Below are 15,618 nucleotides of genomic sequence, written 5' to 3'. Positions count from 1 at the left end.
ACAGGGGCTAGGTCTCGAGTTCGGCCCCGACCAGATCCGCGCCGTCGAACCGCACGCCGTGGAGGTCCGCCTCGAGGAAGCGGGCTCGCCGGGCGTGGCAGTCCCGCAAGTCGGCCCCGCGAAGAATGGCGCGGGTCAGGTCGGTGCGGATATGGCGGCCCTCGGCGATCATGAGCGGACCCAGCCGGGCGCCGCGCAGGTCTGCCTTGTTGAGTTTGGCGCCGACCAGTTTGGTCCCGCGAAGATCCGCGTCCTTCAGGCTGACGCCGCGCAGGTCCGCGCCGGTGAGGTCGCAGCCCTGCAACTGAGCGCCCTCCATGTCGAGACCGAAGAAGACAGAGCGCGGCGCCGCCATGCCGGTCAGCATCCGACGACGAAGCTGGCGCAGCGGCCGGAAATCTACCCGCGACACCTTCATCGCCGCGCCGTCCGCCCCGCTCGATTTGCAGTACCGCTCATGCTCGCCGATCAGGTCGCCTAGCGGTCGGTCATCGACGTAGACAATTGGCGGCGGCGCGCGCAGCGTTTCGCTCAGATCGACCCGTTCGAAGCTGGCGTCGTCGAGATTGACCCCAGCGATCACGGCGTCCTGCATCCGGGCTCCGGAGAAGTCGGCCTGAAAGACCTGGGCGCCCGTCAGGTTGGCGCCATCGAACACGGCGTTGATCAACCGGGCGCCATTCAGGCAGGCGCCTGACAGATCGGCGTCGGAAAAGTCGGCCGCGATCGCATGCGCGCCGGTCATCTGGACGCCGGCGAGATTGGCCCCCTGGAGCACGGCGTAATCGAGTTCCCCGACGCGGCGCTCGTGCTTGAGAATATGAAAGCCCTGGCCGGCCGTCTGAAGGGCGATCTGGCCCTCGCGCAGATCGCAGCCCGCCATGTTGGCGTCGGCGAGGTTGGCGCCCCGGAGGCAGGCTCCCCGCAGGTCGGCCTGGGTCAGATCGGCATGGCGCAGGTCCGCCTCACGAAGGTCGCAGCCAAACATGATGGCCCGCGTGAGGTTGGATCCGTTTAGAGTGGCGCCGGCGAGCCGCGCGCCCGTCAGATCGGCATCGCTCAGATCGATACCGCCAAGGTTCATGTTCGACAGGTCGGCATGGGTGAAGCTGGCGCGCTTGCCGCCGCTCCGGCCGCTCAGATACCGGCCGTGCGCCTCGATCATCGCCTTGACGACGCTGAAGTCGAGCGCGTGGATGAGGCTGGGAGCGGCGGCCATTCAGAACCTGATTCCAAGGGTCAGGGAGCTTGCCGCCTATCGGCTTAATGAACGGTTGTTTCTGAACGCCCCGCGACGATCAGAGCCACCCCCGTTTGCGGAACCACCACAGCGGCAGAAGCATGGTCGCGGCCATAAGTCCGAGCGCCAGCGGATATCCCCAGGGCTGCGCGAGTTCCGGCATGTGCTGGAAGTTCATGCCGTACACTGACCCGATCAGCGTCGGCGGCATCAGCACGACCGCCCAGACCGAGAAGACCTTCATGATCTCGTTCTGGTCGGTGTTGATCAGACCGACGGCCGAATCGAGCAGGAAGGTCACATTTTCCGTCAGATAGGCGGAGTGGTCGGTCAGGGACTGGGCGTCGCGCTGCAGGGAGCGCAGACGGTCGCGGTGCTCCTTGCTGTCGGCGATCTCGTCGGAAAGGGCCGCGAACGACAGCAGGCGAGCCAGGCTGACGAGGCTGCTGCGCGCCTTCGCGGCAATCGACTGCGCGCGACCAAGCCGCCGCAGGATCGGCTTGAACGGCGCCTTGTGTGACGGCCGGAAAATCTCGGCGGAGATGACCTCAACGTCGGCTGAGGTCTTCTCGAGGATATCGGCCACCCGGTCGATCAGGGCGTCGAGCAGGCCGAGGAAGGCCTCCACGCCACCCCGGCAGAAGTCGGCGTCACGGTCCGCCTGGGCCGCATAGGCGACGAAGGCGCGGGGGTCGACATAACGGATGGTGATCAGCCGGCCGCGCGCCAGCACGAAGGTCACGGGCTCCAGCGCCGGATCGTCGCCGTCCGCGCCGACCAGCACGAAGGCGGTCATGAAGCTGGCCCCGTCTTCCTGGTAGAGACGCGAGGAGACCTCGATCTCGGCCATCTCCTCCCGCGTCGGCAAGAGCACGCCCAGCGCCTTCTCGGCGATGAGCTCCTCGGCCCGCTCGGGGTTGGTCAGGTCAATCCAGGCGACGTCGTCGGGCAGAACCCAGTCAGGACCAGCCTCGACGGGCGCGAGACCGCCTCCACCGCAACGAAGCACCCTGAGCATGGACGTGAGATCTCCGGACCCGCCCTCGAATGGCGCGGCCGGCGGGCAGCGTCAACCGGCGAGGCCGATCAGTTGCCGGGATCGTCCTGGGACTGGCCCTGTCCGGTCGCGGCCGCGATGAGCGCGGCGATGCGGTCGGTGGCGTCGGCGGCCTGGTTGATGACGCCCAGCGGGGACGGAATCGGGCCGACGGTCGAGGCCGTCTGGGTCGCGGCGGTCCGGGCCATGGTCACGCCCTGGGCGCTCCAGTAGCGGGGATCGGTCTGGGCCAGCTGAACGGCCTGGCGGTTCTGATAGATGAAGCCATAGGTCGGATAGACCGAGGTGCCGAGGTCGCGGATCGGGTCGTACCAGACCTTGACCATGCTCCAGTCGCCGACGGGTGAGACGTCGATGACGGTGACATCGGTCTCGATCTGACCGCGCGCGCCGCCGATCTGGGACCAGTTGGCGTGGGTGATCTGGATGACGCGGTCCGTGACGAGGCGGCTGACCACGGCGACGTGGCCCAGCTGCATGCGGGCGGTCGGCTTGAAGCAGAGAACGGACCCCATCCGCGGCAGACGACCGGTGTCGTACGTGCCCACGGCCTGACCCCACCAGGTCCTGGCGTCGCCATAGATCTGGATCCCCGACAGAAGTCGGGCGAACGGCACACACTGCCAATAGATGTCAGCCAGGGCGTTCGCCGTGGGCGAAAGGCTGATCACCACCGCAGCGGCCAGGGAACCAAGATAGGTTTTGGTCCGTTGGCGCATTCAGGAGGTCTCCCCCGTCACTGGAAGTGAGGGGATAACCATCTCACGCGAGAATGAAAAGAGTCTTTTCAGGCGCCGGCCGCGACAACTCGTCGTGTCCGCCATGAGTCGGCCATGAGTTTCATGCGCTCGCGGGCAGGCTTCTCGATCAGATGATAGGACGCCGCCGACAGTGGAACGAGCGCCCCGATGAACACAAGCCACAGGCCCAATGGCAGTTTTTCATCGGTCAAATTTAGAACTCGCGCGGCGGCATTCACAAAGATGATCTTCCACGGCACGCAGATCATATAGGTCGAATAGCTTATCTCACCGAGATACACGAAGGCTGGCCAGGTTCCGAAAGACGAACCGTGTTGCGCGAGGCCCGCGAGGCTCAGGATCAGGCCCCCGAACGTCGCCACGGTAACCATGTCCGGAGCGCCAAGGCCGGCCGACGCGAACAGGGCGGCGCCTGAAAAAAGGGCGCCGGCGGCGGCCATGCGGACGCCGCGGACCGCGCCGGACCGCCACAGGCCGTGCATCGCGCAGCCAAGCGCGAAACACGGGACGATTCTCAGAGCGCCCCAGGCGATGGTCGCTTCGTTGAGCGACTCACCGGTCAGGGCCTGGAACGTCGGATAGAGCACGGCGATGCCGGCCAGGGTCCCTGCGGCATACAGCCAGGGCCGGTTGCGCATCGACCAGGCCAGGGCGGCGAAGGCGGGGAAGCTCAGGTAGGCGAACCACTCGGCCGAAATGGACCAGGAAGGGTGATTGAAGGCCGCCGCCGGCGCGAAGCCCCAGGCCTGGACCATCAGCAGGTTCGCCGGCAGGGCGTCCCAGCGCAGGATGTCTGAATCGATCGACAGCCCAGCCATTCCGGCGCCAACGCCGAGCGCGATCATGCCGGCGAGCGTCGCCAGATGCAGCGGATAGACCCGGGCCAGCCGGTTCCACAGGAAGGCGCCATATCTGAACCGGCCCTCCCCGAAGGCCGTCAGATAGACGTGGCAGAGGATGAAGCCGCTCAGCACGAAGAACAGTTCGACGCCCAGATAGCCCTTGCTGACCAGGGCGGGCGTGAAATCGACCGCCAGCTTCGGCCAGTAATGAAACAGCACGACCCAAAGCGCCGCGAAGAAGCGAAGTGAGGTCAGAGGCCGGATGTTGGCGGCGTCCTGCATGTCCGTATCCCGTTCCGGTTCGGCGCTGGAGCTCAGCGCGTCAGAAGCGATTTCTGCCCGCACGGTCGGAGAATCGATCAACAGCGGTTCAACCGGGCGTGCGACTTGCTATGTAGACAGCATCAGGTTCACCAGTCGTGAAAGGCCCGCTCCCCGATGGACAGTCTCCTTCAGCTTGCCGCTGATCCTTCCGCCTGGGCGGCCCTCGTCACCCTGGTGGTCATGGAGATCGTGCTCGGGATCGACAATCTCGTCTTCATCTCGATCCTGTCGAACAAGCTGCCGGAGGCGCAGCGGGCGCGGGCGCGGAGCATCGGCCTGTCACTCGCCCTGCTGATGCGCATCGCGCTGCTGTTCGGCATCGCCTGGCTGGTGGCGCTGACCCAGCCCGTCTTCGACCTCGGCATTACCGGTCCGCTGAACGAGGACGGGCACGCGACATTCGAGACCGCCTTCTCCTGGCGCGATCTGATCCTGATTGCCGGTGGTCTGTTCCTGTTGTGGAAAGCGACCAAGGAGATCCACCATTCGGTCGACCCGGCGCCGACCGGCGACGTGATGGACGCCAAGAACACGGCCATCAGCAACTTCGGTGCGGCGATCGTACAGATCCTGATGCTCGACCTGGTCTTCTCGATCGATTCGATCCTGACCGCCGTGGGCATGACCCATCACGTGCCGATCATGATCGTGGCGGTGACCATCGCCGTGGGAGCGATGTTCTTCGCCTCCGGGCCGCTCGCCAACTTCATCAACAAGAACCCGACCATCGTCATGCTGGCCCTGGGCTTCCTGCTGATGATCGGCTCGGTGCTGATCGCCGACGGCTTCGGCATCCACGTGCCCAAGGGCTACATCTACGCTGCCATGGCGTTCTCGGGCCTCGTCGAGGGACTGAACATGGTCGCGCGCAAGAGCCGGGCGAAAGGCTCGTCCGACGAACCGCCGACCGTGCACTGACGGCCTTACCCCCTTTCCGGGGACGACACCCCTGGTCGCAGATGGCTAGCCTCCAGTCACTTCGCGGCTGGAGGGTTCGATGCGCAAAACTGTCCTGGCGGGCTTTGCTGTCCTGATGACGGGGGTCGGACTTTCAGGTCCGGCGGCCGCGGACCAGGTGGTGGGCGACTACCGGCAGACCCCGGTCTATGGCGAATGCCGGCGGCAGACCATCAACGACAACCAGTGCTACTGCGTGACACAGTGGGTCTACGGAAACGGCTGGGGTCTGGACAAGACCATCGTCGTGAAGGTCATGCAGGCCTACCCGCTGACCAGCCAGCAGACCGTCGGCGACGAGATCTATCGACGGATTGACGCCGACGGCGACGCCATCGACCGGGCGGTCTCCCTGATGGTCGACGCCACGAACTACTGCTCGAAGTTCGAGGCGCGCTAGTCCCGCGACGGACTGCCAACTGGATTGGAGGCAAAGGCTTCTGTAGAAGCCCCGGACGTCCACCGTTCGGGCGTTTCACCGATTGCCCCGACCGTGTCCCAGACCCAGACCTTCACCGCCGACGAACGTCGCATCACCCTGATCGGCGTGATGATCGTCTTCCTGTTGTCGGCGCTCGACCAGACGATCGTGGCCACGGCCATGCCGCGGATCATCGCCGAGCTGGACGGACTGTCGCTCTATTCCTGGGTCACCACGGCCTATCTGCTGACCTCGACGGTCATGGTGCCGATCTGGGGCAAGCTAGGCGACCTCTACGGCCGCAAGCCCGTGCTGCTGGCCGGGATCAGCATCTTCCTCGTCGGGTCCTGGCTGTCCGGCCTGTCCGGCGAGTTCGGCGACATGCCCCTGCTCGGCGGCGGCATGACCCAGCTGATCGTCTTCCGCGCCCTGCAAGGCATCGGCGGCGGGGCGCTGTTCACGACCGCTTTCGCCATCATCGCCGACCTGTTCCCGCCGCGTGAGCGCGGAAGGTTCGCCGGCCTGTTCGGCGCGGTGTTCGGCCTTTCGAGTGTGATCGGGCCGGTGGTTGGAGGCTATTTCACCGACCACGGGACCTTCCATATCGGCGCCCATGTGGTCGCCGGCTGGCGCTGGGTGTTCTACCTCAACCTGCCGCTCAGCCTGCTGTCGCTGTTCATGATCATCGTGAAGATGCCGCGCCTGAGTCACCGGGCGTCCGGCGCCATCGACTGGATCGGGGCGGGCCTGATCATCACGACCTTCGCTCCATTGCTGTTGGCGCTGAGCCTCGGGGGCCACAGCCTTGGCTGGAGCTCGCCGACGATCCTGGGTCTCTTCGCCCTGTCGGCCGTGGCCTTCGTGCTGTTCCTGCAGGCCGAACGCCGGGCCAGCTCTCCGATCCTGCCGCTGTCGCTGTTCAGCAACCGCGTGTTCGCCCTGTCGAACCTGGCCGGATTTCTGATCGCCATGGCGTTCCTCGGCGTGGTGACCTTCCTGCCGCTTTACCTACAGCTCGGCCGCGGGCTTCCCGCGACCGCCAGCGGCCTGCTGATCCTGCCGCTGATGGGCGGCCTGATCGTCTCCAGCACCCTGTCGGGACGCATGGTCACGCGCACGGGTCGCTACAAGCCGTTCATGCTGGCCGGAGTGTCGATGCTGCTGGTCGGGGTCACCCTTCTGAGCTTCGTCGGCCCGCACACGCCGTCCTGGGACCTCAGCCTGCGGCTGGTGCTGGTCGGGTTGGGACTCGGCCCGGGCCAGAGCCTGTTCAGCGTCGCGGCCCAGAACGCCGCCCCGCCGACCCAGATCGGCGTGGTCACCAGCGCAAACCAGTTCTTCCGCCAGATCGGCTCGACCCTCGGCGTGGCGATCTTCGGCGCCCTGCTGACCCACAATCTCGGCAAGAGCATGGGCGGCGCCAGCGTCGACATCGGCGCGCTGGAGGGGCTGGCGCTGAAGGCCCAGGCCGCCGGTCAGTCAGCGGGCGTCGACCCGGCCCTGCGCGAAACCCTCTCCCATGCCATCACCGGCGTGTTCAGCGCGAGCCTGCTGGTCATCTTCGCCGGACTGGTCGTGGTGTTGTTCATCCCGGAAATCCCGATGCGCAGCCGCCAGGTCCCCGGAGAACCGGTGCTGGCCGAGGAGCCTGCCCCGGCGCAGGCCTGAACTACAGGAAGCTGTAGGGGTCCACGTCGATCACCACCCGCACCGAGTTCGGCGGTCGGACCCGCGCGCGCCATGCCGACAGGAATCCCTGCAGGTCGACACTGCGATCAGCGCGGATGAGGAAGCGCTTGCGCCGCCGCCCGCGCACCAGCGCCAGCGGGGCGTCGGCGGGCCCGTAGATATCCACGCCGTCGACATTGGGGACAGCGGCCGCCAGGGCCCTGACGTAGGCCTCCAGCGCGACCGGATCGGGGCCTGAACAGATGATCGCCGCCAGCCGGCCGAACGGCGGCAGACCGGCCAGCTCGCGGCCCGACATCTCGGCGGCGAGGAACGCGTCGCGATCCTGGGCCGCCAGCGCCTGCATCACCGCATGGTCGGGCGCATAGGTCTGCAGCATGGCCCGCCCGGGCCGCTCCCGACGCCCCGCTCGACCGCTGGCCTGGGCCAGCAGCTGGAAGGTCCGCTCCCCGGCGCGCAGGTCGCCGCCACGCAGGCCGAGATCGGCGTCGACGACACCGACCAGTGTCAGCAAAGGAAAGTCGTGACCCTTGGCGGCGGCCTGGGTGGCCACCAGCACGTCGATTTCACCGTCAGTCATCGCCTTGACGATCGAGCGGGCCCCCTCGGCGTCGTATACCGTGTCCGAGGAAAACACCGCCACGCGGGCTTCGGGGAACAGGAAGCGCACCTCTTCCTCGACCCGCTCCACCCCGGGGCCGATCGAGACCAGACTGTCCTGCGCCCCGCAATGGGGGCAGCGGTCGGGCTTGGGCATCGAAAAGCCCGTCAGATGACAGACCAGCCGACCCGTGTAGCGATGCTCGACCAGCCAGCTGTCGGTGTCCGGCGCCTTCATCCGCTCGCCACAGGCGCGGCAGAGCACCAGCGGCGCATAGCCCCGGCGGTTAAGGAACAGCAGGGTCTGTTCGCTGCGGCCGTAGGTCTCCTTCATCGCCTCAATAAGCGGCGGCGACAACCAGCGGCCGGGCTCGGGCGGGGTCTCGCGCATGTCGATCAGCGAAACGTCCGGCAGTTCGGAGGCGCCGTGGCGCGAGGCCAGCTTGAGCCAGCGGTAGCGGCCCTGCTCGGCGTTCCACAGACTCTCCAGCGAGGGCGTTGCCGAAGCCAGCACCACCGCGCATTTCTCGAGGCTGGCGCGGGCCACGGCGAGGTCGCGGGCCTGGTAGATGAAGCCCTCTTCCTGCTTGAACGAGCCGTCGTGCTCCTCGTCGACGACGATCAGGCGCAGGTTCGGGAACGGCAGGAACAGCGCCGACCGGGCGCCGACGACGATGCGCGCCCTGCCTCTTGCGACACCTTCCCACACCTGACGACGGCGGGGCGGCGGTACGGCGGAATGCCACTCCGCGGGCTGAACGCCGAAGCGGTCCTCGAACCGCGCGATGACGGCCTGGGTCAGGGCGATTTCGGGCAGCAGCACCAGCACCTGCGCCGCCGGGTCGGCGTCGAGCGCGGCGGCGACCGCCTCGAGATACACTTCGGTCTTGCCTGATCCGGTGACGCCGTCGAGCAGGGCCGCCTGGAACCCGCCCTCGGCCACCATGCCAGCCAAAACCCTGGCCGCGGCCTTCTGGCTGGCGTTCAGCGTCGGTCCCGGAAGCGTCGTGTCCGGTTCGGGGAAAACGGTTTCAGGCGTGAACAGCCGGATCTCGAGACAGCCCTCGTCCAGCAGCCCCTTGACCACCCCGGCGCCGACCCCGGCCTTCGCCGCGAGTTCCGGACCCGGCAGGGGTCCTTCGGCGGCGGCGGCCAACACCTTTTCCCGGGCCGGCGTCATCCGCGCGGGCTCGGTCCCGGTCGGCGCCAGCAGTTTGATCGGCTTCGGCTTCGGCGGGCGCAGGCCGCGCAGGGCCATGGCAAGCGGCTGGCCCGGCAGGTCGACCGAATAGCGCGCCGCCCATTCCACGAAGCGCAGGGTGGCTTCAGGCATCGGCGGGTCATCGAGCCGCTCCGTCACCGGCTTGAGCGGACGGTTTCCGCCGGCCGCCTCTCGAAGCGCCGTCACCACGCCCCGCACCGCGCGCGGCCCCAGCGGCACCGCGACATGGTCGCCGACGGCCAGATCGAACCCTTCGGGCTCGTCATAATCGAACGCCTCGGGCAGCGGCATCGGCAGCAGAACGGACGCGATTCGGCTCACGGGTGGCGCCCCGCGTTCCGGCTCGCTAAAAGCCCGCTCATGCAACTGTTCCTCGACACCACCGACACCGCCGTCCTCAAGGACCTCGTCACCACCGGCCTCGTGGACGGGGTGACCACCAATCCTACCCTGATCGCCAAATCCGGTCGGCCCATGGCGGAGGTCATCGCCGAGATATGCGGTCTCGTCGAGGGCCCAGTGAGCGCCGAGGTCGCGGCGATGGATGTCGAGGGCATGCTGGCAGAAGGCCGCAAGCTGGCCGCCATCGCCCCCAACGTGGTCGTCAAGGTCCCGCTGACCCGCAACGGCCTGATCGCCACAGCCGAATTCGCGGTCGAAGGCATCCAGACCAACGTCACCCTGTGCTTCTCGGCCAGCCAGGCCCTGCTCGCGGCCAAGGCCGGCGCCTCCTACATCTCGCCCTTCATCGGTCGCCTCGACGACCATGGCGCCGACGGCATGGAGCTGATCAGCGAGATCCGCGCCATCTACGACAACTACGGCTACGACACCGAAATCCTCGCCGCCTCGATCCGCACGCCGGCCCATGTGACGGCCGCGGCGCTGGCGGGATCTGACTGCGCGACAATCCCGCCCGCGACGTTCGAGGCCCTGTTCAAGCATCCGCTCACCGACAAGGGCCTGGAGCAGTTCATGGCCGACTGGGCCAAGACCGGGCAGTCGATCCTCTGAACGGATTGGTAGGAGGTCGGCGCTAGCGTCTCCCCGGTTGAACCGGGGAAAGACCATGAGCACGGCCAGACAGTTGGATTCGGCGGCGGAAGAGTTGCGCCAGGTCCTGCGATCCCACCCCGAGCTGATTCGCGACGACGCGGCGCTGTTGGCCGATCTGGGCCTGCGTGTGGATTCGGCCAACATCGTCGACTTCGGCCCGGCCGCCCTGGCCAAGGTCAGCGCCGCGCACAAACGCGAGACGACCGTCCGTCGCAAGCTGGAGGCCATGGCGCGGGCCAACTTCTCCGCCCAGGCCCAGACCCATGCCGCGGTGATCGACATTCTGGAGTCGCGCAATCACTCCGATCTGGCGCGACGGGTCGACGAGTTGGCCAGCCTGCGCTTCGGACTGGTCGCAGCGACCATCGCCGTTGAGGGCCCGGGCCGCACGCCGGCCGGCTGGTATGAACTGGTCGAGGGGCAGACCGACCTGATCCTCGGGCCGCAGCGACTCGCCCGCATGGGCTTCCATGCCCCGGCGCTGGGCCTGTTCGGCGACAAGGCCGAGCAGGTCCATTCGATGGCCATGGTGCGGGTGGCGTTCTGGGAGCCGGGCCGTGAGGGCGTGCTCGCCTTCGGCTCGCCGGACGCACAGGGCTTCACGGCCGACATGGGCGCCGAGCTGGTGGCCTTCCTGGCGCGGGTGGTCGAGCGGACGGCCGAGCGATGGCCGGTGCTGTGACCAGCGCCCGCGAGGCCATGACGGCCTGGCTGGGCCATCTGGCCAACGAACGGCGGGTCTCGCCGCGCACTATCGAGGCCTATCTGGGCGCGGTCTCGCCTTGGCTGACCTTTCTCGAACACCATCGCGCCGAGAGCCTGTCGGCCGCCGATATGGGATCAGTCACGCCGGCCGAGCTGCGCGCATATCTGGCCCATCGCCGCGACGGCGATCGGCCGTTGTCGGCGCGGTCGGTGTCGCAGGCCCTGTCGGCCGTGCGCTCGTTCCACGGCTTTCTTGATCGGCGGCTGGGTATTCCCAATGCGGCGCTGGCGCTGGTGAAGGGGCCTCGCGTCAAGCCGTCCGCCCCCCGCCCCGTGACCGAGGACCAGGCGCGCGGCCTGATCGAGGAGGCCGCCTGCGACCCTGAACGCGAGGGTTGGGCCGCCCTGCGCGACGAGGCGGTGCTGACCCTGCTGTGGGGCTGCGGCCTGCGGATCAGCGAGGCCCTGTCGCTGAAGCGGTCGGACGCGCCTCTGGGCGACAGTCTGCGCATCCTCGGCAAGGGCTCGAAGACGCGCATCGCGCCCGTGCTGCCGGCCGTACGCGAGGCGGTCGACGCCTATCTGGCCGCCCTGCCCTTCGCGCTGGATCCGGACGAGCTGCTGTTCAGGGCCGCCCGGGGAGGCCCGCTAAGTCCTCGCCACGTCCAGGCGACCATGCAGTTGCTGCGCGGACGCCTCGGCCTCTCCGACCGCGCCACGCCTCACGCCCTGCGTCACAGCTTCGCCACCCATCTGCTGGGCGCCGGCGCCGACCTGCGCTCGATCCAGGAGTTGTTGGGTCACGCTTCGCTGTCGACGACGCAGAAGTACACCGCCGTCGACGCCGCGGGCCTGCTGGCGGCCTATGGCAAGGCGCATCCGCGCGCCTAGCCGAGTTTCGCCTTCATCCAGGCGCCGGCTTCGTTGATCGCGCGCCAGCTGGTGGCCATCTGGTCGGCGAAGGCGTGCCAGACGTGGATCATCTCCGGCCAGATCTCCAGCCGCACATCCACGCCAGCCAGGCCCGCTTTCTCAGCGACCGCGCAGGCGTCGGACAGCAACACCTCGGCGCCGCCGACATGGATCAGTAGCGGCGCGAGGCCCGTGTAGTCACCGAGCGCCGGCGAGGCGAGCGGGTCGGCCGGATCGTGGCCATTGAGGTAGGCGGCGGCGAATTCGTCGAGGCCGGCCTTGCTGAGCATGGCATCGACCGGCTCCAGCGCCGCATAGGCCGCACCGACCTGGCGCAGGTCGGCCCAGGGGCTGATGACGAACAGGCAGCCCGGCTGCGGCAGGCCGGCGTCACGGATAGCCAGCGCCAGCGCCAGGGTCAGGCCGCCGCCGGCCGAGTCGCCGGCGATGGCGATGCCTTCGGGGGCTACGCCCTCCAGCAGGTGGCGATAGGCCTTCAGCGCGTCATCGACCGCCGCGGGAAAGGGATGCTCCGGCCCGAGGCGATAGTTCGGCACGATAGCCGGCACGCCCATGACGGCGGCGAAGCGGGAGACCATGACGCCGTGGCTCAGCGGGCTGCCGATGCAGTAGCCGCCTCCGTGCAGATAGAGCAGCGCCTTGCTCTCATCCGCGCCGGGCGGGGTCAGGCGTTCGCTGTGCAGGCCGTCGATGTCGATGCCGACGCGGACCGTCCCTTCGGCGAGCGGGCGCAGGCCGAAGGCGTCCATGCCCATGCGGCGTTCCTCCCAGCTCTGGGCCGGCGCGCCCACCGGACGGGCCATCGCCAGCAGCTGGCGGACCATGCCGATATCAGGGTCTTTCCAGACCGGTTCGCTGGTGTTGGACATATGCGCCTCCCCTTGTTGGCAGGGAGGCTAGAGGCCCTACGCCTGCATCGTCCAGCCCTCAACGCCCATCGCCGCCTGGCGCAGGGCCTCGGAGCGGGTCGGGTGGGGATGGCAGGTGCGAGCGACGTCCTCGGACGAGGCCGAGAACTCCATCGCCACGCAGTATTCGCCGATCATGTCGCCGACGTTGGGGCCGATCATGTGCACGCCGAGAATTCGGTCCGTCTTCGCGTCGGCCAGCACCTTCACGAAGCCCTCGCCCTCGTGGTTGATCTTGGCGCGGCTGTTGGCGGTGAAGGGGAACTTGCCGACCTTGTAGGCGACGCCCGCGGCCTTCAGTTCCTCCTCGGTCTTGCCGACCGTGGCCACTTCCGGGGCGGTGTAGATGACGCCGGGGATCAGGTCGTAGTTCACGTGGCCGGCCTTGCCAGCGATCAGCTCGACGCAGGCGACGCCCTCGTCCTCGGCCTTGTGGGCCAGCATCGGGCCGCTGGTCACGTCGCCGACCACCCAGACGCCGCCCACGCCGGTCTTGAAGTGGTCGTTGGCGATGACGCCGCGCTTGTCCGACGTGATGCCGACCGTCTCCAGGCCGAGACCCTCGGTGAACGGCCGGCGGCCGATGGCCACCAGAACGTAGTTGGCCGCCAGGGTCTGGGCGTCCCCCCCCTTGACCGGTTCCATGGTTATCTCGACGCCGCTGGCGCTGGCCACAGCGCCGGTGACCTTCTGGCCCAGCTGGAACTTGAAGCCTTGTTTGGTCAGCGAGCGCTGGAAGGTCTTGGCGGTCTCCTCGTCCATGCCGGGGCAGACGCGGTCCAGGTATTCGACCACCGTCACCTCGGCGCCCAGGCGACGCCAAACGCTGCCCAGCTCAAGGCCGATGACGCCGGCGCCGATGACCACCAGGTGTCCGGGCACTTCCGGCAATGACAGGGCGCCGGTGGAATCGACGATGCGCTTGTTGTCCACCGCCACGCCGGGCAGCGGGGTGGGCTCCGAGCCCGTGGCGATGATGATGTTCTTGGCCTCGAGGGTGGTCTCGGCGCCGTCGACGGCCTTGACCACCACCTTGCCGGGTCCGTCGATGCGGCCCCAGCCCTTGATCCACTCGACCTTGTTCTTCTTGAACAGGAACTCGATGCCCTTGGTCAGGGCCGTCACGCTATCGGCCTTCTGGGCCATCATCTGGGGCAGGTTCAGCTTCGGCTTGACCTCGATGCCGAGCGTCGCGAATTCCGGGCCGGCGGCGGCGGCGTAGAGCTCGGAGGCGTGCAGCAGGGCCTTGGAGGGCATGCATCCGACGTTCAGGCAGGTGCCGCCGAGGGTCTCGCGGCCCTCCACAAGGGCGACCTTCAGGCCCAGCTGGCCGGCGCGGATCGCCGCGTTGTAGCCGCCGGGGCCGCCGCCGATGATGATGACGTCGTATTGGGCCATGAATGGAGCCGCCTGTTGATTGTGCGCACAACATATGGGGCCTGCTCGCCCCTTGCGCGAGGCGGTTTAAGGCCCTGACGCCCTAGGTCAACATCGCGGCGACAAAAACAGCGGAGGCGGCGCGGATATCATCCGCGCGCCCCTCCGTTGCACCAGGCGCTGACCATCTGCGGCGCGGGTCAGAACCGGAAATGCCGCCGTCGACGCGCCTTCTGACTGCGCGCGCTGCCCGCGACCATGACGGAGGCGGACAGCGATCAGACGTCCAGCAGCAACCTCTGCGGGTCTTCGATGGCTTCCTTGACCTTGACCAGGAAGGTCACCGCGCCCTGGCCGTCGACCACGCGGTGGTCGTAGCTGAGGGCCAGGTACATCATCGGGCGGACCACGACCTGGCCGTTCACGACCATCGCCCGGTCCTTGATCGCGTGCATGCCGAGGATGCCCGACTGCGGCGCGTTGAGGATCGGGGTCGACATCAGCGAGCCGTAGATGCCGCCGTTGGTGATCGAGAAGGTGCCGCCCTGCATGTCCTCGATGGCCAGATGGCCGTCGCGAGCCTTTTTGCCGAGGGCGCCGATGGCCTTTTCGATCTCGGCCAGACCCATGGCCTCGGCGTCGCGGACGACGGGGACCACAAGGCCCTTCTCGGTGCCGACGGCGATGCCGATGTCGTAGTGGTTCTTGTAGACGATGTCTGTGCCATCGATCTCGGCATTGACGTCCGGCACCGCCTGCAGGGCCGCGACGCAGGCCTTCACGAAGAAGCTCATGAAGCCGAGTTTCACGCCGTGCTTCTTCTCGAAGCTGTCCTTGTACTGGTTCCGCAGCGCCATGACCGCGCTCATGTCGACCTCGTTGAAGGTCGTCAGCATGGCGGCGTTGTTCTGGGCTTCCTTCAGCCGGCGCGCGATGGTCTGGCGCAGGCGGGTCATCTTCACCCGCTCCTCGCGCTCATGCAGGGGGCGCGGCGCGGACGGAGCGGCGGCCGGAGCCGGGGCGGCTGCGCGGGCTTCCAGCGCGGCCAGGGCGTCGCCCTTGGTGATGCGGCCATCCTTGCCTGTGCCGGGCACGGCGGCGGGGTTCAGGCCGGTTTCGGTGACGATGCGCTGAACCGACGGGGCCAGCGGAGCGGCGGCGGCCGGTGCGGCCACGGGAGCCGGCGCAGGCGCCGCGGCGGGCGCGGGAGCCGCTGCCGGGGCAGCCGCTGGCGCGGACGGTGCGGCCGCGGCGCCGGCGGCGACAACGCCGAGCAGGGCGCCGGGCGTCACCGTCTCGCCGTCGGCGGCGGCGATCGATTCCAGCACGCCGTCCGTGGGCGAGGCGACCTCAAGGCTGACCTTGTCGGTTTCGAGCTCAACGAGGATCTCGTCTTTCCGCACCGCGTCGCCGGGCTTCTTCGTCCAGCGGGCGACCGTCGCTTCGGTGACGGATTCGCCCAGGGCGGGAGTCATGATGTCGGCCATCGTCAGGTCTTTCGTATCTCGTCAGGTCGTCAGGGCGGC

General features: G+C 68.0%; 14 protein-coding genes. 6 read left to right on the top strand and 8 right to left on the bottom strand.

Annotated elements, in window-relative coordinates; translation table 11 throughout:
* Positions 1–7: 7 nt before the first annotated feature.
* The 4 genes from ACODSL_RS14130 to ACODSL_RS14115 form a co-directional block, all read right to left on the bottom strand.
* The gene (locus ACODSL_RS14130) at positions 8–1,219 is read right to left on the bottom strand and encodes a pentapeptide repeat-containing protein (protein ID WP_488901335.1); all 1,212 of its coding nucleotides are present in this window, start codon (positions 1,217–1,219) and stop codon (positions 8–10) included.
* 79 nt (positions 1,220–1,298) lie between these two features.
* On the bottom strand, positions 1,299–2,258 hold the full coding sequence (locus tag ACODSL_RS14125; protein WP_488901334.1) for a magnesium transporter CorA family protein: 960 nt from the start codon (positions 2,256–2,258) through the stop codon (positions 1,299–1,301).
* A 68-nt stretch (positions 2,259–2,326) separates the two neighbouring features.
* Positions 2,327–3,016 carry a CHAP domain-containing protein gene (locus tag ACODSL_RS14120; RefSeq protein ID WP_488901333.1) on the bottom strand — a complete coding sequence of 230 codons (690 nt, stop codon included), beginning with the start codon at positions 3,014–3,016 and terminating at the stop codon, positions 2,327–2,329.
* A gap of 68 nt (positions 3,017–3,084) precedes the next feature.
* Entirely contained in the window at positions 3,085–4,182 is a 1,098-nt protein-coding gene (locus tag ACODSL_RS14115) for an acyltransferase family protein (RefSeq protein WP_488901332.1), read from the bottom strand.
* Positions 4,183–4,338: 156 nt separating this feature from the next.
* On the opposite strand from ACODSL_RS14115, the gene ACODSL_RS14110 reads away from it, so the two are divergent.
* From ACODSL_RS14110 to ACODSL_RS14100, 3 genes are all read left to right on the top strand, one after another.
* The gene (locus ACODSL_RS14110; RefSeq protein ID WP_488901331.1) at positions 4,339–5,142 is read left to right on the top strand and encodes a TerC family protein; all 804 of its coding nucleotides are present in this window, start codon (positions 4,339–4,341) and stop codon (positions 5,140–5,142) included.
* Positions 5,143–5,221: 79 nt separating this feature from the next.
* Positions 5,222–5,581 carry a hypothetical protein gene (locus ACODSL_RS14105; RefSeq protein ID WP_488901330.1) on the top strand — a complete coding sequence of 120 codons (360 nt, stop codon included), beginning with the start codon at positions 5,222–5,224 and terminating at the stop codon, positions 5,579–5,581.
* Between the two features lie 93 nt (positions 5,582–5,674).
* On the top strand, positions 5,675–7,270 hold the full coding sequence (locus ACODSL_RS14100) for an MDR family MFS transporter (protein WP_488901329.1): 1,596 nt from the start codon (positions 5,675–5,677) through the stop codon (positions 7,268–7,270).
* A 1-nt stretch (position 7,271) separates the two neighbouring features.
* On the opposite strand, the gene ACODSL_RS14095 is transcribed toward ACODSL_RS14100, so the two are convergent.
* A complete protein-coding gene (locus ACODSL_RS14095; RefSeq protein ID WP_488901328.1) occupies positions 7,272–9,434 on the bottom strand; it encodes a primosomal protein N' in 2,163 nt (720 codons plus the stop codon).
* 39 nt (positions 9,435–9,473) lie between these two features.
* On the opposite strand from ACODSL_RS14095, the gene fsa reads away from it, so the two are divergent.
* From fsa to ACODSL_RS14080, 3 genes are read left to right on the top strand one after another with little or no spacing between them, the layout of a single operon-like run.
* Entirely contained in the window at positions 9,474–10,127 is a 654-nt protein-coding gene (gene fsa, locus ACODSL_RS14090; RefSeq protein ID WP_488901327.1) for a fructose-6-phosphate aldolase, read from the top strand.
* Positions 10,128–10,182: 55 nt separating this feature from the next.
* Positions 10,183–10,851, top strand: a complete 669-nt coding sequence (locus tag ACODSL_RS14085; RefSeq protein ID WP_488901326.1) for a DUF484 family protein — start codon at positions 10,183–10,185, stop codon at positions 10,849–10,851.
* Positions 10,836–11,765: a tyrosine recombinase XerC gene (locus ACODSL_RS14080; protein WP_488901325.1), complete on the top strand. Its 930-nt coding sequence runs from the start codon at positions 10,836–10,838 to the stop codon at positions 11,763–11,765. Before ACODSL_RS14085 ends, ACODSL_RS14080 begins: the two co-directional genes overlap by 16 nt.
* Here ACODSL_RS14080 and ACODSL_RS14075 read toward each other — a convergent pair.
* From ACODSL_RS14075 to odhB, 3 genes are all read right to left on the bottom strand, one after another.
* Positions 11,762–12,676: an alpha/beta hydrolase gene (locus tag ACODSL_RS14075; protein WP_488901324.1), complete on the bottom strand. Its 915-nt coding sequence runs from the start codon at positions 12,674–12,676 to the stop codon at positions 11,762–11,764. The two genes, ACODSL_RS14080 and ACODSL_RS14075, sit on opposite strands and share 4 nt — an antisense overlap.
* Positions 12,677–12,712: 36 nt before the next feature.
* Positions 12,713–14,113, bottom strand: coding sequence for a dihydrolipoyl dehydrogenase (gene lpdA, locus ACODSL_RS14070; protein WP_488901323.1), 1,401 nt, complete (start codon positions 14,111–14,113; stop codon positions 12,713–12,715).
* 257 nt (positions 14,114–14,370) lie between these two features.
* Positions 14,371–15,579 carry a 2-oxoglutarate dehydrogenase complex dihydrolipoyllysine-residue succinyltransferase gene (odhB, locus tag ACODSL_RS14065; protein ID WP_488901322.1) on the bottom strand — a complete coding sequence of 403 codons (1,209 nt, stop codon included), beginning with the start codon at positions 15,577–15,579 and terminating at the stop codon, positions 14,371–14,373.
* Between the last annotated feature and the right edge of the window lie 39 nt (positions 15,580–15,618).

It is taken from the genome of Caulobacter sp. FG121 (assembly GCF_057809815.1).
The sequence above is the reverse complement of the archived record's forward strand: the minus strand, read 5'-3'. Positions and strand labels throughout refer to the sequence as shown.